The following is a 21,062-nucleotide window of genomic DNA, read 5'->3' as shown; positions in this document are numbered from 1 at the left end:
CGAGCGCCGAGCCGCCGCCCGTCGCCGCGCCGCGCGCCACGCCGACGTCCCGTCACATCCGGCGTCGCCGTGTCGTTGTCATTCGGTGGCCCTGCCGTGTCAGCGGTCACCACCGGCCAGGGCCCCGACCGGTGACGCCGGACACGCCGTCAGGCTCGGTGCAGGCAATCGGGGGAAATCGGCGAGGTGGCAGTCGTGCCCGAACTCATCACTGACGTCGCGTCGCCGACGTGGGCGTACCTCGCCCTGCTGACGCTGCTGGTCGCCGACGCCTTCGTACCGGTCATCCCGACCCAGGTCGTCATGATCACCAGCGGCGCGCTGACCGTGTACGGCGGGCTGAGCCTGCCGCTCACCATCGCCGTCGGCGCGTTCGGCGTCTTCGCCGGCGACCTGGCCTGCTACCTGATCGGGCGGCGCGCCCCGGACCGCCGGGAGGCCCGGCATGCCATGCCCGGCCGGGCCCGCCGGATGGCCGGCCGGGTCACCCGGGGGCTGCGCGAACCGGGGCCGCTGGTGATCCTGCTCTGCCGGTTCGTGCCGGGTGGCCGGATGGCGGCCTGCTTCTCCGCCGGGCGCAGCCGCTACCCGTACCGGCTCTTCCTGCTCTACGAGACCGCCGCGGCGGCCGGCTGGGCGACGTACGGGACGCTGGTCGGGCACCTGGGCGGGACCGCGCTGACCCAGTCGGCCTGGCGGCTGGCGCTGATCGGCGGCGCGGCGGCGGCCGGGTTCGCGGGCGCGGGCTGGGCGATGACGGCGATCAGCGCCCGCAACGCCCGCCGCGAGGTCCCCGTCGACTGACCCCCCCGCTCGCACCGGGTGCGGTCGCCGGCCGCCTCTAGGGGTGGTCCCGGGGATCGATGTCGGTGGCCGTCCCGGATCCGCTTCGGGTGCCCCCGGCGACAGGCTGAGGCATGCCTGGAACCCGGAGACACGGGCTGCTCGCCCTCGGCGGGATCGCCCTGGCGGCGGTGCTCGCCCTGATCGGTCATCTCGAAGTGAACGACGACCTGAACCCCTGGTCGCTGACCGTCAGCGACTTCGCCGTCTCGGACCGGGGCGGCGTCATCGACGTGGCGATGGCGGTCCTCGCCGCGGCCACCGCCGTGCTGGTCCCGGTCCTCCGCGCCCCCGGCCTGCCGGGCCGCCCACACCGCGCGCCCGGGCCGGCCGGGACGGCGGAACCCTCGGCGCCCGCCGGGCCGGGCGCGAGCTCCGGCCGGCTGGTGGCGGTCCTGCTCTGGGCGTGGACCGCCGGACTGGTGGTCTCCGCGCTGGTGCCGACCAACGAGCCAGGCCTGCCCATGGACACCGCCGCCTACCTGCACCGGTACGCCTCGGTGGTCGCCTTCCTCGCGTTGCCGCCGGCCGGCTGGCTGCTCGCCGGGCGGCTGGGCGGACACGGCGCCTCCTGGCTGCGCGCGCTCGCCCTGACCAGCCTGGCCCTGGCCGGGGCCATGGTCTGGTCCGCCTACCCGGGCGACCGGGTGCTGATCGGCCTGGCCGAACGGCTGCTGATCCTCGCCGAGGTCGGCGTGCTCGCCGTGGTCGCGGTGAGCCTGATCCGCCGGCCCGCCGTCGGCGGGACGCGGCCGACCCGTGCCGTTGACCTCAACGCGACTTCAACTCCTAGCGTGTGACCGCGACGGTCGACGGCGGCCCGGTCCGGCGAGGAGGCGTGATGATCCTGGTGACGGGGGCGACCGGCACGGTCGGCCGGGCCGTCGAGGCGTCCGGCGCGGAGTGGACGTTCCTCCGCCCGGTCGGCTTTGCCGCCAACACGCTGATGTGGGCCGGTCAGATCCGCGCCGGCGACGTGGTGCGCTGGCCGTACGGGTCGGCGGCCCGGTCCCTGATCCACGAGCGGGACCTCGCCGAAGTGGCCGTCGCGGCGCTGACCTCGGACGGCCACGCCGGCGCGCGGCACCTGCTCAGCGGGCCGGCGACCCTGACCCAGGAGGAGCAGGTCCGCACCATCGGTCGGGCCGTCGGCCGGGACCTGCGCTGGTCGGAGATGCCGCGCGGGGAGGCCCGGCAGATGCTCGCCGCCGCCTTCCGCTGACGCCGCCCACGGCACCGACCGAGGAGACGGGGTTACTCCAGTTCGTGGAGCATGAGCTGGCGGGCGGCCTCGGTGATGGAGCCGGAGAGGCTGGGGTAGATGGTGATGGTCTGGGCCAGCTCGTTCACCGTGAGGTTGTTCTCCACCGCCATGGTGATCGGGAGGATCAGCTCGCTGGCCTTCGGGGCCACCACCACGCCGCCGATCACCTGACCGCTGGCCGGGCGGCAGAAGAGCTTGACGAAGCCGTCGGCCAGGTCGTCCATCTTCGCCCGGGCGTTGCCGGAGAGCGGCAGCATCACCTGGCGGGCCGGGATCTTGCCGGCGTCCACCTCGTCCTGCGAGACGCCGACCGTGGCCAGCTCCGGGTCGGTGAAGACGTTCGCCGCGACGGTACGCAGCCGCAGCGGCCGGACCGCCTCGCCGAGCGCGTGCCACATCGCGATCCGGCCCTGCATCGCGGCGACGCTGGCCAGCGGCAGCACCCCGGTGCAGTCGCCGGCGGCGTAGACGCCGGGGACGTTGGTCCGGGACACCCGGTCGACCGTGACGTAACCGCCCCGGGCCAGCTCCACGCCGTACTCGGCGAGGCCGAGGTTGGCGGTGTTGGGGATCGAACCGACGGCGATCAGCGCGTGCGAGCCGTACACCTTGCGGCCGTCGGAGAGCTCGACCTCGACGCCGTCGGAGGTGCGGCGGACCGCGTCCGCCCGGGAGTTGTTGAGGATGCTCATGCCCCGGTTGCGGAACACCCGCTCGATGGCCATCGCCGCGTCGGCGTCCTCGTGCGGCATCACCCGGTCCCGGCTGGAGACCAGGGTGACTTCGACGCCCATCGCCAGGTACGCGCTGGCGAACTCGGCGCCGGTCACGCCGGACCCGACCACGATCAGGTGCTGGGGCAGGTCGGGCAGGTCGTACACCTGGCGCCAGGTCAGGATGCGCTCGCCGTCCGGCACGGCGGTGGGGAGCTGGCGCGGGGTCGCGCCGGTGGCGACCAGCACGGTCGAGGCGGCGATGGAGTACTCCTCGGCGCCGTCGGCCGGGGTGACGATCACCCGGTGGGTGTGACCGAGCGTGTCCTCGCCGAGCCGGGCGGTCCCGGCGACGAACTCCACCCCGGCCTTGATCAGCTTAGCGTGGATGTCGGCGGACTGGGCCAGCGCGAGCCGCTTCACCCGCCCGTGCACCGCCCGGGCGTCGACGGTGACCGCCTCCAGCCCGTCGGAGTGCACCCCGAACTCCTCGGTGTCCCGGTAGCCGGTCACCACCTCTGAGCTGGCGATGAAGGTCTTCGACGGGACGCAGTCGGAGAGCACGCAGGCGCCGCCGGCCCCCTCCGCCTCCACCACGATCACATCAGCGTCGAGCTGGGCGGCGACCAGCGCCGCCTCGTACCCGGCCGGTCCCCCGCCGATGATCACGATCTGGCTCACAGCGCTCGCCCCTCGTCAGTGTTCACAGTGACTTTCTTCTCCCCAACGTGCTCGACACGCACCGTCGTATTCTCCCCCACCCGCCGGCCGGGCTATCGTCATCGCCGTGCGTCATTACGCCGCTTACGGCTCAAACCTGGACCCCGCCCGGATGCGCGCCTACTGCCCGCATTCGCCGATGGTGGGCACCGGCTGGCTGGAGGGGTGGCGGCTCACCTTCGCGGGCGAGGGCGTCATCGGCTGGGAGGGCTCGGTCAGCACCGTGGTCGAGTCCCCGGGTGACCGGGTCTTCGTGGCGCTCTACGACATCCACCCGTACGACGCCGCGCAGCTCGACGAGATCGAGGGCGTGACCGCCGGGACGTACCGCAAGCTCACCGTCCGGGTCTCCACCCTCGACGGGGACGCGACCGCGTGGGTCTACGTCTTCGACGGGTACGAGGGCGGCCTGCCGACCTCGTGGTACCTGTCGGAGATCGCGAACGCGGCCGAGAAGGCGGGCGCGCCGGACGACTACGTCACCGAGCTGCGGTCCCGCCCCACCGGCACCGCGTCGGCGTAGCGCGTATCGCACGCCTCCAGTCTGCTCCGGCCGCCGCCCCGACCGGCCGCCGACCCCGGCCCGGGTCGTCAATCACACACCCGTGGTACTCACCGGGGCGGACGGGTCAGGCGGTGGCCGGAACGGTGAGCTGGTACATGTCGACGATCCGCGCGTCGCGCAGCCCCACCGACCGGTAGAGCGAGACCGGCGCGGTCGGGTTGGTCAGGTCGACCCCGAGGCCCGCGGAGGCGCGGCCCTTGGCCGCGTACCGGGCGAAGGCGTGCTGGAGCAGGGCGGCGCCCACCCCCCGGCGCCGCTGCCCGGGCAGCACCGCGAGGTTCTTCACGAAGCCCTCGTTCTGGTCGAGCCCCTGGTCGGAGGACTGAAGTACGCCAGCCGGCTCGCCGTCGACCTCGGCGACGAACCACTCGTCCCAGGCGTTGCCGGCACCGATCCGGGCCCGCCAACGGTCGTAGTCCTGCGGCTCGTAGTCCAGCGTGTCGCGGAACGCGGCGTCGTAGATCCGGTGGAAGGTGCGCAGCTCGGCGTCGTCGTCGGGACGGACCGGGCGGACCGTGACGCCGTGCGGCGGGGCGGGCGGTGCGCTGGGCAGGCCGGCCAGCGGGCGGCTCATCCGGACATACCGCTTGGCCAGGATGAACCCGGCGTCGAAAAGCGTCTGCTCCCACTCCTTCTCCGGCTCGTACACCGCGCAGCGGACGGTGAGCGCCGGCAGGCCACGCGCGGCGGCCCGCTCGGCGACCCGGGCCAGTTGTCGGGCCAGCAGCGGGGCGCGCAGCGGCCGGCCCCGGTCCGGGTCGACGTACACCTCGACGAACTCGCGCCCCACCCCGGTCGGGTTGTCCACGATCGCCCAGGCGACGACCTCGCCCTCCGGGTCCAGACCTAGCCACGAGTCCGCGGCCGGGTCGACGTACGGCGCGGTCAGGCACTCCGCCACGTCCTCCGCGGAGAAGTCCGGATACCCGATGGCGAAGGTGTCGGCGGCGTGCACCACCTTCAGGATCGCCGGTACGTCGTCGAGGGTGGGTCGGCGGGCGGTCCAGCCGACGGGAAGCGTCACGCCGCCGATCCTGGCAGGCCACCTACCGGCCGCGCCGCCCATTTTCCGCCGCCGCCGCCGTGCCGGTGCTGGTGGCGCCCCGGCCCGCCGAACGGGCGGCACCGGTCAGCCGGCCCGCACGGGTGCCGCCGGTCAGCCGGCCGGGACGGGCCGGCGCAGGTGCAGCCGGACGGCGGTGAGCAGGTCGAGCAGCTCCGCCCCCTCCCCGGGGCCGAGCGCCCGGAACGCCGTCGAGGCCAACCGGTCGGTCACCGCCTCGGCCCAGAGCCGCCGCCGGACCAGCGGCCCCACCGGCGGGTACGGCGGCGGCCAGCCGCAGGCGGCGGCGCCCGCCTCGCCCTCCGGCCCGGCCAGGACCGCCTCCAGCGGGGTCATCCCGGCCGCCCGGACGGCGAGCAGGTACGCCCCGGCGAAGTGTTCGCGGAGCAGGAGCAGCCCGACGGCTGTCCGGGCCCCGGGCGACCGGTCCGGCACCGGCATGGCCCGCCAGGCGGCGAAGAGCGGCATCCCGCTGGCCTCCGCCGCGTCGACGATCCGCTCCAGCAGCCCGACCAGCCGGGCCACCCGCGGTGCGTCGCCGAGGTGCTGGCCGCCCCAGCGGCAGCACTCGACCAGGTTCGCCGCGGCCACCTCCACCGGTGGGACCGTGCGGGCCGCCGCGTCCCAGCCGTCGGCGACCGCGTCGGGGGCGATGAAGCCGAGGGCGGCGGCGACCGTCTCGGCGCGTACGTCGCCGAGGGCGCCGGCCCGGCCGGTGATGTAGAACGCCCAGCCGGAGATGCCGAGCAGGCGGGCCCGGCGCAGTGTCCCCGGGCAGCGGCTGAACGCCTCCCCGAGCTCCAGCACCAGCGGCTTGCTGGCGGCGGCGACCTGCTCGGGGGTCATGCGCCGGACACCGCAGCGGGGGGCGCGGACACCGTCCGTCCACCGTGGTCATCCATCCCGGTCAGTCTGCCTGCTGACCGCCGCCGGCGGCATCCCCCTCTTCGGCGTCCAGCGCCTCCACCGCGGCCTCGACCTCGCCGGTGTGCCGGCGGGCGGCGGTGACCGCCCGCTCGGCGGCGCGGCGGGCCAGCTTGGCGCGGCTCAGCTCCTGCTCGGCGACGGCCCGCCGGCGCTCCAGCTCGGCGAGTTCGGTCTCGATCCGGTCCAGCTCCGCCGCGCCGTCCTGGGCGGACCGCACCGCGCCGGCCAGCTCCGCCTCGGCGCGTTCCTGGTCGGTCCGGGCGCGGGCCAGCTCACGGTCCAGCGCCCGGCGGCGTTTCGCCCGCTCGGCCCGGGCGGCCCGTTCCGCCGCCCGTTCGTCGCGCGCCCGCCGGGTCTCGGCCCGCTCGGCCGCCCGATCCGGTACGGCGGGCTCCTCCGCGCCGCCGGTGACCAGCCGCAGCTGGGGGCGGGGCACCTCGCCGAAGCCGGCGTAACTGGTGGCCCGGAGCAGGCGGCCGGAGCGGATCTGCTCGGCCACCTCGGCGTCGGAGAGCGCCGCGTTGAGGGTCGCCTCGACCTCGGCCAGCGGCAGCTTCCCGGCCGGCGGGGCGTCGCCGGTCTCGGCGGCGAGCCGGCGTACCTCGGCGACCAGGGCGCCGACCACGGCCCGGCGCTGCGCGGAGAGCTCGCGGAGCTTGGCGCCGCGCAGGTCGCGCTGGGCGGCGCGGAGCGCGTCGGCGAGCTGCGCCAGGTCGGCCACCAGCTCGGGCCGCTGGATGGCCAGCAGGTTGACCAGCCAGGCGGCCACGGTGGGCCGGCGCAGCCGGGCGAGCTCCCGGGCGGCGGCCTGGTCGCCGGCCCGGCGCGCCTCGGCGACGGCGGCGTCCCGGGCGGCGACGAACCGGTCCGGTGGCGTCGCGTAGAGCCGCTGGACCAGCTCGCGGGAGGGGCCGGGCACCGGCTCAGGCGTCGAACCGGGTGCCCGGCTCGAGCCGCTGGTACTCGGTGTTCGACAGCGCGGTGTACTGCCGGTTGAGCACCGCGAACCCGTTGTCGTTGAGCAGTCCGTCGTGCAGGGCGTACGCGCGGCGCGGGGCGACCGCCCGGATGAAGTCGACCACCTCGGAGAACTTCGACCAGGGCGCGTGGATCGGCGCGAAGAGGGTGTCCACCGGGACCTCCTCGGGGACGTCCAGGGAGTCCCCCGGGTGGTAGACCACGTCGTTGATCAGGTAGCCCAGGTTCTCGATCACGGGGATGTCGGGGTGGATGAGGGCGTGTCGGCCGCCGTACGCGCGGACCGCCACCCCGGCGGCGGTGAACGACTCGCCCGGCGCGACCACGGTCAGCGCCTCGGCCGCGTCACCGAGGACGCCGGCGAGCGAGGCCGGACCGTTGACGGTGAACGGACGACGCTCCAGCGCCCTGGCCAGCAGCTCCGGGTTCACATGGTCCGGGTGCTCGTGGGTGATCAGCACCGCGTCCGCCCCGTCCAACGCCTCGGGCTCGCTGAGCACCCCGGGGTCGACGACGAGCACTCCCCCGTCGTGCTCCACCCGGACACAGGAGTGGGCGTACTTGGTGACCTGCATCGTGACTCCTCGATTATCGAATCGTGACGTCCTCAGCGCAGTCTGCCGGAACCGGCGCGGTGTCGCGTCGCGTCCGACGTATCGCCCCGGGACGGGGCCACGAGGATCGGAGCGGGGATGAGCGTAAGAACAGGACGCCGTCGGGGCGTACCCCTGGCGGCGGTGGGATTGGTCGCGGTGCTGCTCGCCGGCGGTTGCGGCGCGGGAGAGCCGACGAGGAGCAGCGGCCCGGCGGCGCAGGCGCCGGCCGGCGGCGCGGCCGACCAGGGCCAGGCGGAGCCCGGCAAGGCCGGCGCGGGCGCGCCGGACCTGCGGGTCGACCAGCGGTCGATCATCTACACCGGAACGATGCAGGTGCAGGTCGACGACGTGGAGCGGGCCGCCCGGGAGGCGATCGCCGCGGTGACCGCGGCGGGCGGGTTCGTCGGCGGCGACCAGCGGCGCAGCGAGTCGGCGGACGCGCGGGCGGAGTTGGAGTTGCGGGTGCCGGCGGCGAAGTTCACCGCGGTCGTGGACGAGCTGGCGAAGCTTGGCCGGCAGCAGCGGCGCGAGGTGCACACCCAGGACGTCACCGAGGAGACGGTCGACCTGGACGCCCGGATCACCAGCCAGCGGGCGCGGGTGGAGAGCGCCCGCAAGCTGCTGGACCGGGCCACCTCGACGGGCGAGCTGGTGAACCTGGAGAACGAGCTGGGCCGGCGGGAGGCCGACCTCGCCTCGTTGGAGGCGAAGAAGCGCCGGCTGGCCGACCTGACCGCGCTCTCCACCATCACGGTGACGTTCGTGGGGAGGGACGCCTCCACCGAGGAGGAGCAGACCGAGATCGGGTTCCTGGTCGGGCTGCGGGGTGGCTGGGAGGTCTTCCTCGCCTCGGTGACCGTGCTGCTCACCGTGCTCGGTGCGCTGCTGCCGTGGCTGGTGGCCTTCGGCGTACCGGTGGCGCTGCTGGTCCGGGTGCTGCGCCGTAGCCGGCGTCGGCGGACGCCGCCGGCCGGTCCGACGCCGCTCGGGCCGCCGGCCGGACCTACCGCGCCGCCGCCAGTGCCCGCAACGCGGTCTGCACCATGAGGCGTACGCCGGCCGGGATGGCGCGCTCGTCCACGTCGAACGAGGCCCGGTGCAGGTCCACGTTCGGACCGGCCCGGCCGACGCCGAGGCGGGCGAGCGCCCCGGGCACGTGCTCCAGGTACCAGGAGAAGTCCTCGCCGCCCATGCTCTGCGGGGTCTCCGCGATCCCCTCGGGGCCGAGCGCGGCGGCGGTGGCGGCGGTCAGCACCCCGATGGCCCGGGCGTCGTTGCTGACCGGCGGGCGGCCGCGCAGGTATTCCAGGTCGACCGTCGCGCCGGTGGGAGCGATGACGTCCCGGACCACCTGAGCGACGATCTTCGGGGCCAGCTCCCAGGTGTCGCGGTCCATCACCCGCAGGGTGCCGGCGGCGCAGGCCTCGGACGGGATGACGTTGTAGCGGGTGCCGGCCGAGGCGTGGCCGAAGACCAGCAGCAGCCCGCTGTTGGCCGGCACCCGGCGGCTGACCAGGGCAGGCACCTCGGTGACCAGCCGGCCGAGCGCGTCGACCAGGTCGACGGTCAGGTGCGGGCGGGCGGTGTGCCCGCCCGGCCCGGTGAGCCGGACGGTGACGTTGTCGGCGGCGGCGGTGATCGGGCCGACCCGCAGGCCGACCCTGCCCACCGGCAGGTTCGGGTCGCAGTGCACGGCGAAGATCTGCACCACGTCGTCGAGACCGCCGGCCTCGATGACCTCCAGGGAGCCGCAGGGCAGGATCTCCTCGGCCGGCTGGAAGATGAGCCGGACCCGGCCGTCGAGCCGGCCGAGGTCGGCGAGCTGGGCCAGCAGCATGCCGACGCCGAGCATCACGGAGGTGTGCACGTCGTGCCCGCAGGCGTGGCAGACGCCGTCCACCGTGGACCGGTACGGCACGTCCTTCGGGTCGGTCAGCGGCAGCGCGTCGATGTCGGCGCGGAGCGCGATCACCGGTCCGTCCGGCCGCCCGTCGATGTCGCAGATGACGCCGTTGCCCTTGGGCAGCAGGCGCGGGTTCAGCCCGGCCAGGGAGAGCTCGCGGGCGATCAGCGCCGCCGTCTCGAACTCCTCGCCGGAGAGCTCCGGGTGGGAGTGAATGTGACGGCGGGTGGCGATGAGGCCGGGTACCCGGAGGGCGAGCAGATGGTCGAGCTCGAAGGGCAGGGGCTGGGACCCGGACGGCGCCTCCGGCCAGGACGACGCCAGCTGGCCGCCGGTGGGCAGCGTCAACGCACTCGTCACGTCGAATTCTCGATCACTAGAGATGGATGGATCATCGGGGAGAACAGCAGACAGCCTAGACCTCCGGCGGTGACGCTGGGCAACATCTTTCCCGTAGCGATCGGACCGCACAGCGTCACGAATGCCCTGGTGAGAGGGCTCGAATATCTGCGGGACAGCAGGTAGATCGCGGTCGAACGCCGTCATCTGCCCCCCACCTCCTACAACGCGTAACCGTTTCGGCGGTCACGAAAACCCGGGCCGTCGTTCCGAATTGTCGCATTAGTCGCGACAATTAACTGCCGCTCCGACAATTAGCCGGCGACGCTGGGCGGCCGGGTGACTCCCGACGGTGACATGACCGATCCGAACGCGACCGCACAGGCTGTCCGTCCCGATCACCCGGTCGGGTTTACCCGCATTCCCGATCCGCACACTCGGGCGGGCGGCGGGCCCCGCTGCCCCGGGCCGGCCGGACGGGCCGGGCGACGTCGCCCGGGAGGCCCGCGCCGCGCCCTCCGCTCCGCCGACGTACGGGGAGAAGACCGACTGTAGCGCCGCCCGACGACCTGCGGCGACGCCCGTTTTCGCAGCTCGGAAGAGCGGACGGCGGCCCGCGTCGGCGCCGGGGCGCCGGCGGGGGCCGCCGTCGACGAAGGTCAGAACCGGTCGCTCGGCCGGTACGTCCCCCACACCGCGCGCAGCGTGCCGCAGACCTCGCCCACCGTGGCCCGGGCCCGCAGCGCCTCCTTCATCGGGTAGAGCACGTTCGCGGAGCCCTCGGCGGCGTCGCGCAGCTCCGCGAGCGCCCGCTCGACCGCCCCGTTGTCCCGCTCGGCGCGGAGCTTCGCGAGCCGCTCCGCCTGGGCCGCCTCGATGGTCGGGTCCACCCGCAGCGGCTCGTACGGCTCCTCCTCGTCGAGGGTGAAGCGGTTGAGGCCCACCACCACCCGCTCGCCGGAGTCGATCTCCTGCGCGATCCGGTAGGCCGACTGCTCGATCTCCCGCTTCTGGAAGCCGGCCTCGATCGCGTCCACCGCCGAGCCGTGGTCGGCCACCCGCTCCATCAGCTCGGTCGCCGCCGCCTCGATCTCGGCGGTCATCGCCTCCACCACGTACGACCCGGCGAACGGGTCCACGGTGGCGGTCAGGTCCGTCTCGTACGCCAGCACCTGCTGGGTCCGCAGCGCCAGCCGGGCCGCCTTCTCGGTGGGCAGCGCGATCGCCTCGTCGAAGCTGTTGGTGTGCAGCGACTGGGTGCCGCCGAGCACCGCGCCGAGCCCCTGGACCGCCACCCGGACCAGGTTGACCTCCGGCTGCTGGGCGGTGAGCTGCACGCCCGCGGTCTGGGTGTGGAACCGCAGCATCATCGACTTCGGATCCTTCGCGCCGAACTCGTCACGCATCAGCCGGGCCCAGATCCGCCGGGCCGCGCGGAACTTGGCGACCTCCTCCAGCAGGGTGGTCCGGGCGACGAAGAAGAACGACAGCCGGGGCGCGAAGTCGTCCACGGCCAGCCCGGCCGCCAGCGCGGCGCGGACGTACTCCACGCCGTTGGCCAGCGTGAACGCGATCTCCTGCGCGGGCGTCGCACCGGCCTCCGCCATGTGGTAGCCGGAGATGGAGATGGTGTTCCACTTCGGCACCTCCTTGCGGCAGTACGCGAAGGTGTCGGCGACCAGCCGCAGCGAGGGCTTCGGCGGGAAGATGTACGTCCCCCGGGCGATGTACTCCTTGAGGATGTCGTTCTGGATGGTGCCGTTCAGCGCGCCCCCGGCGACCCCGTTCTCCTCGGCGACGAGCTGGTAGAGCAGGAGCAGCACCGAGCCGGGCGCGTTGATGGTCATCGAGGTGGAGACCTTGTCCAGCGGGATGCCGTCGAAGAGCAGCCGCATGTCCTCGATGGAGTCGATGGCCACGCCGACCTTGCCCACCTCGCCGTGCGCGATCGGGTCGTCGGAGTCGTACCCCATCTGGGTGGGCAGGTCGAAGGCGACCGAGAGGCCCATCGTGCCGGCCCGCAACAACTGGTGGTACCGCGCGTTGGACTCGGTGGCGGTGCCGAAGCCGGCGTACTGCCGCATCGTCCACGGGCGGGAGGTGTACATGGTGGGGTAGACCCCGCGGGTGTACGGGAACTCGCCCGGCGCGCCCAGCCGGTCCGCCAGCTCCCCGGGGAGGTCGGCCGCCGTGTAGACGCCCTTGATCGGGAAACCGGATTCGCTTGACCGCCGTTCGCTCATTACCGGATGGTAGGACGCCAGCGGACGTCGGTGGGTGAGGGATACCGCACACCGACGTCGACGGAGATCGACGAGAGGTGAACACCTGGCCACATACCGTCGAGTAAGTAAACGTCCGCCGCGTCGGGTTTCGCATCGGCCGTCGGAACCAGCAAGATAGGGGGGTTGTGTCCCAGCCCCCCTCGATCCCCCGGTGGCTTTTCTGTGACTCAGATCCCGACGTGGAGCGGTGGACCAGTCAGTCCCCCGAACGGACGCGCGGCACCCGGCACCACCATCGGTGGTCGCTACTCGCTGCGGTCCCCGGTGGGCAACGGCGGCATGGGCACGGTCTGGCGCGCCTCAGACACGCTGCTGCGCCGTGACGTGGCGGTCAAGGAGGTCGTCCTCCCGCCCGGGCTGGCCCCGAGCGACCGCGACGCGATGTACGAGCGCACCCTGCGCGAGGCCCGCGCCGCCGCCGCCATCCAGCACCCCGCGGTGGTCCAGGTGTACGACGTGGTCACCGAGGGTGGCCGGCCGTGGATCGTGATGGAGCTGCTGGACGCCCGCAGCCTCGCCGACATGGTCATCGAGGACGGGCCGGTGGCGCCCCGCGCGGTCGCCAAGATCGGCATCGCCCTGCTCGGCGCCCTGGAGGTCGCGCACGCGATCGGCGTGCTGCACCGGGACGTGAAGCCGGCCAATGTGCTGATCTGCAACGACGGTCGCTGCGTGCTGACCGACTTCGGGGTGGCCCGGATGCCCACCGACGTGCAGCTCACCACGCCCGGCATGGTGCTCGGGTCGCCGCACTTCATCTCGCCGGAACGGGCGATGGGCCAGGAGTTCGGGCCGCCCAGCGACCTCTTCTCGCTGGGCGTCACGCTCTACACCGCGGTGGAGGGGCGCCCGCCCTTCGACAAGGGCGACCCCATCGAGACGATGCACGCCGTGGTCGAGGACCCGCCGGCCACCCCGCAGCGCAGCGGTCCGCTGACCCGGGTGCTGATGGGGCTGCTGGAGAAGGACCCGGCCCGGCGGCTGGACGTGCACACCGCCCGGGCGATGCTGCGCGAGCTGCTCGCCGGCCCGCTGACCAGCACCGCGACCGCGGTCAACTCGGTCACCGACCCGTACGCCGTGGTGCCGGTGCAGCGGCCGGCCGCGCCGCCGCCCCCGGCCGCGCCGGAGCCGAAGCCGACCGGCCAGATCGGCGGCCGCGCGATGATCGGGCCCGGTGAGTCGCTCACCGACCGGCTCGCCGCGCTGCGCCGGGGCGAGCGCCCCGAGTCGGCGGCCGAGGGCGGCGCCGCCCTCGACGAGACCAGCGCGGACGCGCTGGCCGGTCCGCTGCACACCCCGACCGGGGCGATGCCCACACCGGGACGCGCCGGTACCGCGTACGGCACGCCCGAGGCCACCCAGCGGATCTTCACCGGCCATCCGGACGCCACTCAGCCGGTGTACGGCCGCGCCCCCGAGGCCACCCAGCCCGTGTACGGCGGCGGCCAGTGGTCGGTGCCGGGCACCGGGCAGCCGTGGGCCTCGCCGGCCACCGCCCCCGGCGGATCCGGCTCCGGCGGCGCGCTGGGCACGCTGAAGGGCACCGGCGGCAAGCTGGTCGGCACCGTCAAGGGCTGGCCGCGCAAGGCGCAGCTCGCCGCGGCCGGCGGCCTGGCGGTGCTGCTGCTGATCGGCGCGGTCGTGCTGTTCAGCGGCGACCCAGAGCCGAACCGGCAGATCGTCACGTCGCTGCCGACCGCGACGGCGCCCGCCGGGCCGGGCGTGGAGATGCAGGAGCACTCGGCCAAGGGCATCAGCGTCCAGGTGCCGAAGGGTTGGGACCGGAAGAGCGGCGTCCTGTTCGTGGACTACGTCGACCCGCAGGACAGCGGGCGCAAGGTGCGGATCCTCGCCGAGAAGTGGAACGGCACCTCGGTCAGCTGGGCGGAGTTCGCCTCGCGGAACCTGCGGGACAAGAGCAAGTCCTGCGCCAAGCCGTACCAGGAGCTCGCGATGTCGCAGCCGAAGCTCGCCGGCGAGCCGGCGGCCGAGTTCGAGTACACCTGCGGCGACGGTGCGACCAAGCGGCACGGGGTGTGGCGCGGGGTGGTGAAGGACGGCAAGGTCTACTCGTTCTACCTGACCGCCAACGACGCCGAGTTCGACGCGAGCCGGCCGATCTTCGAGGCGATGGCGAGCTCCTTTCAGCTCAGCGGGGCCAACTGAGTCGAGGCCGCGGGCCAGTGGTGATCCGCCGCCGTGCTATCAAGGGGCAATGGCGGCGGAAACCACTGACCTTGACGAACTTCGCGAGCAGGCCCGGCGGTGGCTCGACGACGACCCCGACCCGACCAGCCGGGACGAGCTGCGGGCGGTGCTCGACGGGCTGCCGGCCAGCGCGCCGGAGCTGGCCGACCGGTTCGCCGGGCCACTGACCTTCGGCACCGCCGGCCTGCGCGGCCCGCTGCGCGCCGGCCCGAACGGGATGAACCTCGCGGTGGTCACCCAGGCCGCCGCCGGGCTGGTCGGCTGGCTCGCCGCCCAGGGCGGGACCGGCCCGCTGGTGATCGGGTACGACGCCCGGCACGGTTCCCGGGCCTTCGCCGAGCGCACCGCCCAGGTCGCCACCGGGGCGGGGCGCCCCGCGCTGCTGCTGCCCCGGCCGCTGCCCACGCCGGTGCTCGCGTACGCGGTGCTGCACCTCGGCGCGGTGGCCGGGGTGATGGTCACCGCCAGCCACAACCCGCCGCAGGACAACGGCTACAAGGTCTACCTGGGCGCGCAGCTCGGCGGGGAGCTCGGTGGGGGCGCGCAGATCGTGCCGCCGGCCGACGCCGGCATCGAGTCCGCGATCCGGGCGGTGGGCCCGCTGGCGCAGGTGCCGCTCGGCCCGGCCGGCGAGGTGCTCGGCGACGACCTGGTCGCCTCCTACGTGGCCCGGGCCGCCACGCTGATCGACCCGGACGGCCCCCGGGAGCTGAAGGTGGCGTACACGCCGCTGCACGGGGTGGGCGCCGCGGTGCTGACCGCCGCCTTCGCCGCGGCCGGCTTCGCGGTGCCGGGCGTGGTGCCCGACCAGGCCGAGCCGGACCCGGCCTTCCCGACGGTGAGCTTCCCCAACCCGGAGGAGCCGGGCGCGGTCGACCGGCTGGTGGCGCTGGCCGACTCGACCGGCGCCGACATCGCCATCGCCAACGACCCGGACGCCGACCGCTGCGCGGTGGTCGTCCGGGACGGTCTGACGGGCTGGCGGATGCTGCGCGGGGACGAGGTGGGCGCGCTGCTCGCCGACCACCTGATGCGCCGGGGCGTGACCGGCCTGTACGCCACCACCATCGTGTCGTCGTCCCTGCTCCGGGCGATGTGCGCGGCCCGCGGCCTGCCGTACGACGAGACGCTGACCGGCTTCAAGTGGATCGTCCGGGCGGGTGGCGGGGCCGAGCCGTTGGTCTTCGGGTACGAGGAGGCGCTCGGCTACTGCGTGGCGCCGGGACACGTCCGGGACAAGGACGGCATCACCGCCGCGCTGACCGTCGCCGAGCTGGCCGCCGTCCTGAAGGCGCAGGGCCTCACGCTCACCGACCGGCTCGACGAGCTGGCCGCCGAGTTCGGCGTGCACCACACCGACCAGCTCTCGGTGCGGGTCGAGGACCTGCGGCTGATCGCCGACATGATGACGCGGATCCGAGCGACCACCCCGACGAGCCTGCTGGGGCACCCGGTCACGGAGTCGACCGACCTGCTGCCGGAGGCCGACGTGGTGATCCTGCGGACCGACGCGGCCCGGGTGGTGATCCGGCCCTCCGGCACCGAGCCGAAGCTCAAGGCGTACCTGGAGGTGGTGGAGCCGGTCGCGGACGGCGACGTGCCCGCGGCCCGGCAGCGCGCGGCCGCCGCGATCTCCGCCCTCCGCACCGAGATCGCCGCCGCCCTGGGCAGCTGACCCGCCCGGCAGGGAGTTGATCAAGAGGTTTGCGTCCCGGAGCGGGTCTCCGGAGACGCAAGCCTCTTGGTCAACAGGGTCGGGGTGAGGGAGCGAGGGGTCAGTCGCGCTTGCCGAGGGCGGCGTCGACGGCTTGGCCCAGGGCGGCGACCACCAGGCCGACCGAGGGGCGGACCACCGAGTCGTCCAGGCTGACGTTGCCGGAGAAGCCGGCGCCGCCGGAGATCTCCTCCAGCCGGCGGCGGGCGTCCCGGGCGTCGTCGCCGGTCAACCCCAGCGCCGGCTCCATCCGCAGCACCGCGACCAGGGTGGCCAGCGCGGCAGTCCGCTCGTCGGGGAGTTCGCCGCTGGTGAGCGCCGCGGCCAGGCGGCGGCGGATGTCCGCCTCCACCGAGGCGTCGGCGACCGGGTAGCGGTGCACGTGGATGAAGCCCAGCTCGGTCTCGTCGACGTCCCGGACCACCCCCTGGCCGCACAGGTCGCCGAGGATGCGGTCGCGCAGGCCGTGCCGCAGCCGCTGCACCCAGGACGACGGCGTGTGCGGGGTGTCTGCGGCGATCCGGGCGAGCACCTCGTCGGCGACCGGCTCGCCGGTGGGCGCCGGATCGGTCACCGCCAGGCTTCCCTCGGCGTACGCGATCCGGCCGGCCAGGGCCAGCTCGATCAGCACCGCGGCGGCCATCCCGAGGTCCAGGCTGATCCGCGGCATGGTCGCCTTGCCGGTTTCGTCGTCATAGGCGAGGAGCAGCAGCTCTTCGGCGAGCGCAACACCAGTCATGGCCCGAGACGCTAGCGCTTGTCCGCATCCCCCCGCGCGGCAACTCGCCCGGTCGACCCGTCCGGCCCGCCGGGGTCACCGACGGGCCGAGCGGTCGCGTCAGAAGCGGGGCATGCCACCGAACTGGCGGTCGCCGGCGTCGCCGAGGCCCGGGACGATGAACATCCGGTCGTTCAGGCCCTCGTCGATCGAGGCGGTGACCAGGCGCAGCGGCAGGCCCGACTGCTCCAGCCGCTCGATGGCCACTGGCGCGACGAGGACGCAGAGCACGGTGATGTCGGTGCAGCCGCGATCGGCGAGCAGCCGGCAGCAGTGCTCCAGCGAGCCGCCGGTGGCCACCATCGGTTCGAGGACCAGCACCGGCAGGCCGGTCAGGTCGCGGGGCAGCGACTCCATGTAAGCGCGCGGCTCGAACGTCACCTCATCCCGGGCCAGGCCGACGAAGCCCATCGACGACTCGGGCAGCAGGCCGAGCGCGGCGTCGGCCATGCCGAGACCGGCCCGCAGCACCGGCACCAGCAGCGGCGGGTTGGCCAGTCGGGTGCCCTCGGTGGCGGTGACCGGGGTCTGGATCGGGTACTTCTCGACGGGGAAGGAGCGCGCGGCCTCGTACACCAGCATGGTGGTGAGTTCGTGCAGCGCGGCCCGGAACGACGACGAGTCGGTCCGGGCGTCCCGCATGGCGGTCAGCCGCGACTGGGCGAGCGGGTGGTCAATGACGTGTACGTCCACGATCGCTCAACCTACCGGTCCGCGGGGGCCGGCAGTGCGGGTGCGGGGTGACCAGCGACGCCGCTCACGTGTGGCGCTCCCGACCAGGTGACCGTGACCAAGATCACCCGGCGCACGGATGCGTAGTATTCGAGGCATGACGGCGACAGCGACGTCGGCCCGGTCGGACCTCTCCGAGCTGGGACGATCCGAGACCGCTCTGCGGACCTTCCTGCACGGCCTGCCCGGCGTGGACCAGGTCGGCGCGGAGCAGCGGGCGGCACAGCTCGGCACCCGCTCCATCAAGACCACCGCCAAGGCCCAGGCCATCGACCTGGCGATCCGGATGGTCGACCTGACCACCCTTGAGGGGGCCGACACCCCGGGCAAGGTGCGGGCGCTCGCCGCGAAGGCGCTGCGCCCCGACCCGGCCGACCCGACCTGCCCGCACGTCGGCGCGGTCTGCGTCTACCCGGCGATGGTCCCGTACGTGGCCGAGGTGCTGCGCGGCTCCGGCGTGCACCTGGCCAGCGTGGCGACCGCCTTCCCGTCCGGCCAGGCCCCGCTTGAGGTCAAGCTCGCGGACACCCGGGCGGCCGTCGAGGCCGGCGCCGACGAGATCGACATGGTGATCAACCGGGGCGCGTTCCTGGCCGGGCGCTACAAGGAGGTCTACGACGAGATCGTGGCCACCAAGTCCGCCTGCGGGGACGCCCACCTCAAGGTGATCCTGGAGACCGGCGAGCTGGCCACGTACGACAACGTGCGGCGGGCCTCCTGGCTGGCCATGCTGGCCGGCGGCGACTTCATCAAGACCTCCACCGGCAAGGTCCCGGTCGCCGCGACGCTGCCGGTGACCCTGGTGATGCTGGAGGCGGTCCGCGACTTCCGCGCCGCCACCGGGCGGCAGGTCGGCGTGAAGCCGGCCGGCGGCATCAAGACCACCAAGGACGCGATCAAGTACCTGGTCATGGTCAACGAGACCGTCGGCGCGGACTGGCTCGACCCGGACTGGTTCCGGTTCGGCGCGTCCAGCCTGCTGAACGACCTGCTCATGCAGCGCACCAAGCTGACGACCGGCGTCTACTCCGGTCCCGACTACTTCACCCTGGACTGAGAGTGATGTTCGAATACGCGCCCGCCCCCGAGTCCCGCTCGGTGGTGGATCTGAAAGCCTCCTACGGGCTCTTCATCGACGGCCAGTTCGTCGATCCGACCGACGGCGGCAGCTTCAAGTCGATCAACCCGGCCTCTGAGGAGGTCCTCGCCGAGGTCGCCGAGGGTGGCAGCCAGGACGTGGACCGCGCGGTCCGCGCCGCCCGGCAGGCGTACGAGAAGGTCTGGGGTCCGATGCCGGGCCGGGACCGGGCCAAGTACCTGTACCGGATCGCCCGGATCATCCAGGAGCGCTCCCGCGAGCTGGCGGTGCTGGAGTCGCTGGACAACGGCAAGCCGATCAAGGAGTCCCGCGACGTCGACGTGCCCCTGGTCGCCGCGCATTTCTTCTACTACGCCGGCTGGGCCGACAAGCTGGAGCACGCGGGCTTCGGGCCGGGCCCGAAGCCACTCGGCGTGGCCGCGCAGGTCATCCCGTGGAACTTCCCGCTGCTGATGCTGGCCTGGAAGATCGCCCCGGCGCTCGCCGCCGGCAACACGGTGGTGCTGAAGCCGGCCGAGACCACCCCGCTGACCGCGCTGCTCTTCGCCGAGATCTGCCAGCAGGCCGACCTGCCGGCCGGCGTGGTCAACATCGTCACCGGCGCCGGTGACACCGGCCGGGCCCTGGTCGAGCACCCGGGCGTCGACAAGGTGGCCTTCACCGGCTCCACCGAGGTCGGCCGGGCCATCGCCCGGTCCGTCGCCGGCACTCGCAAGAAGGTCACGCTGGAGCTGGGTGGCAAGGCGGCCAACATCGTCTTCGACGACGCCCCGGTCGACCAGGCGGTCGAGGGAATCGTCAACGGCATCTTCTTCAACCAGGGGCACGTCTGCTGCGCCGGCTCCCGGCTGCTGGTTCAGGAGTCGGTCGCCGACCGGGTGCTGGAATCGCTGAAGCGGCGGATGGCCCAGCTCCGGGTCGGTGACCCGCTGGACAAGAACACCGACATCGGGGCGATCAACTCGGCCGCTCAGCTCGCCCGGATCCGCGAGCTGTCCGAGGCCGGCGCCGCCGAGGGCGCCGAGCGCTGGTCACCGCCGTGCGAGCTGCCCGAGCGCGGCTTCTGGTTCGCGCCGACGATCTTCACCGGGGTCACCCAGGCACACCGGATCGCCCGCGAGGAGATCTTCGGCCCGGTGCTGTCGGTGCTGACCTTCCGCACCCCGGCCGAGGCCGTCGAGAAGGCCAACAACACGCCGTACGGGCTGTCGGCCGGGATCTGGACCGACAAGGGCTCCCGGATCCTCTGGATGGCCGACCGGCTCCGCGCCGGCGTCGTCTGGGCCAACACGTTCAACAAGTTCGACCCCACCTCGCCGTTCGGCGGCTACAAGGAGTCGGGCTACGGTCGCGAGGGCGGCCGGCACGGGCTGGAGGGCTACCTCAATGTCTGAGCGGGTCGCGGTACGCAAGACGTACAAGCTCTTCATCGGCGGGAAGTTCCCACGCAGCGAGTCGGGACGGTCGTATCTCGTGCAATCCGGCAGGGATGAAACAGCCAACGTCGCGCTGGCTTCGCGGAAGGACGCGCGGGACGCGGTGGTCGCCGCCCGCGCCGCCGTGCAGGGCTGGGCCGGGGCGACCGCGTACAACCGGGGTCAGATCCTCTACCGGGTCGCGGAGATGCTGGAGGGCCGCCGCGAGCAGTTCGTCGCGCTGGGCGTGCCGGCCGACGAGGTGGACGCGGCGATCGACCGCTGGGTCTGGTACGCCGGCTGGTCCGACAAGCTCGCCCAGGTGTACGGCGGCGCGAACCCGGTCGCCGGGCCGTACTTCAACCTGTCGGCGCCCGAACCGACCGGCGTGGTGGCCGTGGTGGCCCCCGAGACGCCGGCGCTGCTCGGCCTGGTCAGCGTGATCGCCCCGGCGATCGTCACCGGCAACACCGTGGTGGTGGCGGCCTCGCCGGCGCAGCCCCTGGCCGCGGTGACCCTGGCCGAGGTGCTGGCCACCTCCGACCTGCCGGGTGGCGTGGTCAACATCCTGACCGGCCGGCTGACCGAGACGGTGCCGACGCTCGCCGCGCACATGGACGTCAACGCGATCGACCTGACCGGGGTGGCCGACGCCGAGCTGGCGGCCGATCTGGAGGTCAAGGCGGCGCAGAACCTCAAGCGGGTGCTCCGGCCGGCCCCGGTCGACCACGACTGGTTCGCCGACCCGGGCGTCACGCGGATGACCACGCTGCTGGAGACGAAGACGGTCTGGCACCCGAAGGGGGTGTGAGTCTCGTTCCCGGCCTTGGGGTTTTCCGGGGAGCCCTGCCCGCTCCGGGCGGTCAGGCTTGATCCCTGCGCAGGCGGGGCTCCCCGGAAAACCTGTCGTGGGCCCG

At 73.7% G+C, this 21,062-nt stretch carries 18 protein-coding genes and 1 pseudogene; 10 read left to right on the top strand and 9 right to left on the bottom strand.

All coding sequences use genetic code 11. The annotated features are described in order from the left end of the window. Window positions 1–195: 195 nt before the first annotated feature. The 3 genes and pseudogenes from EV384_RS08110 to EV384_RS08100 form a co-directional block, all read left to right on the top strand. Window positions 196–804, top strand: coding sequence for a DedA family protein (locus EV384_RS08110; protein WP_130331594.1), 609 nt, complete (start codon window positions 196–198; stop codon window positions 802–804). 113 nt (window positions 805–917) lie between these two features. Then, window positions 918–1,643, top strand: coding sequence for a DUF998 domain-containing protein (locus tag EV384_RS08105; protein WP_130331592.1), 726 nt, complete (start codon window positions 918–920; stop codon window positions 1,641–1,643). A 71-nt stretch (window positions 1,644–1,714) separates the two neighbouring features. Beyond that, a pseudogene (locus EV384_RS08100) lies at window positions 1,715–2,059 on the top strand (SDR family oxidoreductase); the annotation flags it as partial. A 38-nt stretch (window positions 2,060–2,097) separates the two neighbouring features. Here the strand turns inward: EV384_RS08100 and EV384_RS08095 are convergent. Then, on the bottom strand, window positions 2,098–3,501 hold the full coding sequence (locus EV384_RS08095) for an NAD(P)H-quinone dehydrogenase (RefSeq protein ID WP_130331588.1): 1,404 nt from the start codon (window positions 3,499–3,501) through the stop codon (window positions 2,098–2,100). 106 nt (window positions 3,502–3,607) lie between these two features. On the opposite strand from EV384_RS08095, the gene EV384_RS08090 reads away from it, so the two are divergent. Continuing rightward, the gene (locus tag EV384_RS08090) at window positions 3,608–4,063 is read left to right on the top strand and encodes a gamma-glutamylcyclotransferase (RefSeq protein WP_130331586.1); all 456 of its coding nucleotides are present in this window, start codon (window positions 3,608–3,610) and stop codon (window positions 4,061–4,063) included. 106 nt (window positions 4,064–4,169) lie between these two features. Here EV384_RS08090 and EV384_RS08085 read toward each other — a convergent pair whose 3' ends face one another. From EV384_RS08085 to EV384_RS08070, 4 genes are all read right to left on the bottom strand, one after another. Beyond that, window positions 4,170–5,129 (bottom strand): GNAT family N-acetyltransferase, encoded by a 960-nt coding sequence (locus EV384_RS08085; RefSeq protein WP_130331584.1) that lies wholly within the window; start codon window positions 5,127–5,129, stop codon window positions 4,170–4,172. A gap of 132 nt (window positions 5,130–5,261) precedes the next feature. Next, entirely contained in the window at window positions 5,262–6,014 is a 753-nt protein-coding gene (locus EV384_RS08080) for an SCO6745 family protein (RefSeq protein ID WP_130331582.1), read from the bottom strand. Between the two features lie 61 nt (window positions 6,015–6,075). Then, entirely contained in the window at window positions 6,076–7,014 is a 939-nt protein-coding gene (locus tag EV384_RS08075) for a hypothetical protein (protein ID WP_130331580.1), read from the bottom strand. A gap of 4 nt (window positions 7,015–7,018) precedes the next feature. Further along, window positions 7,019–7,648: an MBL fold metallo-hydrolase gene (locus tag EV384_RS08070; protein WP_130331578.1), complete on the bottom strand. Its 630-nt coding sequence runs from the start codon at window positions 7,646–7,648 to the stop codon at window positions 7,019–7,021. A gap of 117 nt (window positions 7,649–7,765) precedes the next feature. On the opposite strand from EV384_RS08070, the gene EV384_RS08065 reads away from it, so the two are divergent. Next, window positions 7,766–8,716 (top strand): DUF4349 domain-containing protein, encoded by a 951-nt coding sequence (locus EV384_RS08065; RefSeq protein ID WP_130331576.1) that lies wholly within the window; start codon window positions 7,766–7,768, stop codon window positions 8,714–8,716. Here the strand turns inward: EV384_RS08065 and EV384_RS08060 are convergent. Both EV384_RS08060 and EV384_RS08055 read right to left on the bottom strand, forming a co-directional pair. Then, a complete protein-coding gene (locus EV384_RS08060; protein WP_130331574.1) occupies window positions 8,673–9,932 on the bottom strand; it encodes an amidohydrolase in 1,260 nt (419 codons plus the stop codon). The genes EV384_RS08065 and EV384_RS08060 overlap by 44 nt on opposite strands. A gap of 638 nt (window positions 9,933–10,570) precedes the next feature. Continuing rightward, window positions 10,571–12,154 carry an acyl-CoA mutase large subunit family protein gene (locus EV384_RS08055; RefSeq protein ID WP_130331572.1) on the bottom strand — a complete coding sequence of 528 codons (1,584 nt, stop codon included), beginning with the start codon at window positions 12,152–12,154 and terminating at the stop codon, window positions 10,571–10,573. Between the two features lie 204 nt (window positions 12,155–12,358). Between EV384_RS08055 and EV384_RS08050 the strand changes: the two genes are divergently transcribed. Next, a complete protein-coding gene (locus EV384_RS08050; RefSeq protein WP_130331570.1) occupies window positions 12,359–14,365 on the top strand; it encodes a serine/threonine protein kinase in 2,007 nt (668 codons plus the stop codon). A 49-nt stretch (window positions 14,366–14,414) separates the two neighbouring features. Further along, window positions 14,415–16,082 (top strand): phospho-sugar mutase, encoded by a 1,668-nt coding sequence (locus EV384_RS08045; protein ID WP_130331568.1) that lies wholly within the window; start codon window positions 14,415–14,417, stop codon window positions 16,080–16,082. A 100-nt stretch (window positions 16,083–16,182) separates the two neighbouring features. Here the strand turns inward: EV384_RS08045 and EV384_RS08040 are convergent, their stop codons facing one another. Then, window positions 16,183–16,860 (bottom strand): GOLPH3/VPS74 family protein, encoded by a 678-nt coding sequence (locus tag EV384_RS08040; protein ID WP_130331566.1) that lies wholly within the window; start codon window positions 16,858–16,860, stop codon window positions 16,183–16,185. Window positions 16,861–16,959: 99 nt separating this feature from the next. Further along, complete coding sequence (gene upp, locus EV384_RS08035; RefSeq protein WP_130331564.1) at window positions 16,960–17,592, bottom strand: uracil phosphoribosyltransferase; 633 nt, start codon at window positions 17,590–17,592, stop codon at window positions 16,960–16,962. 136 nt (window positions 17,593–17,728) lie between these two features. On the opposite strand from upp, the gene deoC reads away from it, so the two are divergent. The 3 genes from deoC to EV384_RS08020 are packed head-to-tail and all read left to right on the top strand — an operon-like array spanning window position 17,729 to window position 20,956. After that, entirely contained in the window at window positions 17,729–18,688 is a 960-nt protein-coding gene (gene deoC, locus EV384_RS08030; RefSeq protein ID WP_130331562.1) for a deoxyribose-phosphate aldolase, read from the top strand. A gap of 5 nt (window positions 18,689–18,693) precedes the next feature. Then, entirely contained in the window at window positions 18,694–20,124 is a 1,431-nt protein-coding gene (locus EV384_RS08025; RefSeq protein ID WP_130331560.1) for an aldehyde dehydrogenase family protein, read from the top strand. Next, window positions 20,117–20,956, top strand: coding sequence for an aldehyde dehydrogenase family protein (locus EV384_RS08020; RefSeq protein WP_130331558.1), 840 nt, complete (start codon window positions 20,117–20,119; stop codon window positions 20,954–20,956). The genes EV384_RS08025 and EV384_RS08020 overlap by 8 nt, the downstream gene beginning before the upstream one ends. Window positions 20,957–21,062 lie beyond the last annotated feature (106 nt).

It is taken from the genome of Micromonospora kangleipakensis, from assembly GCF_004217615.1.
Lineage (GTDB): Bacteria > Actinomycetota > Actinomycetes > Mycobacteriales > Micromonosporaceae > Micromonospora > Micromonospora kangleipakensis.
Note: the sequence above shows the minus strand (reverse complement) of the source record. Positions and strands in the feature narration are given on the sequence as shown.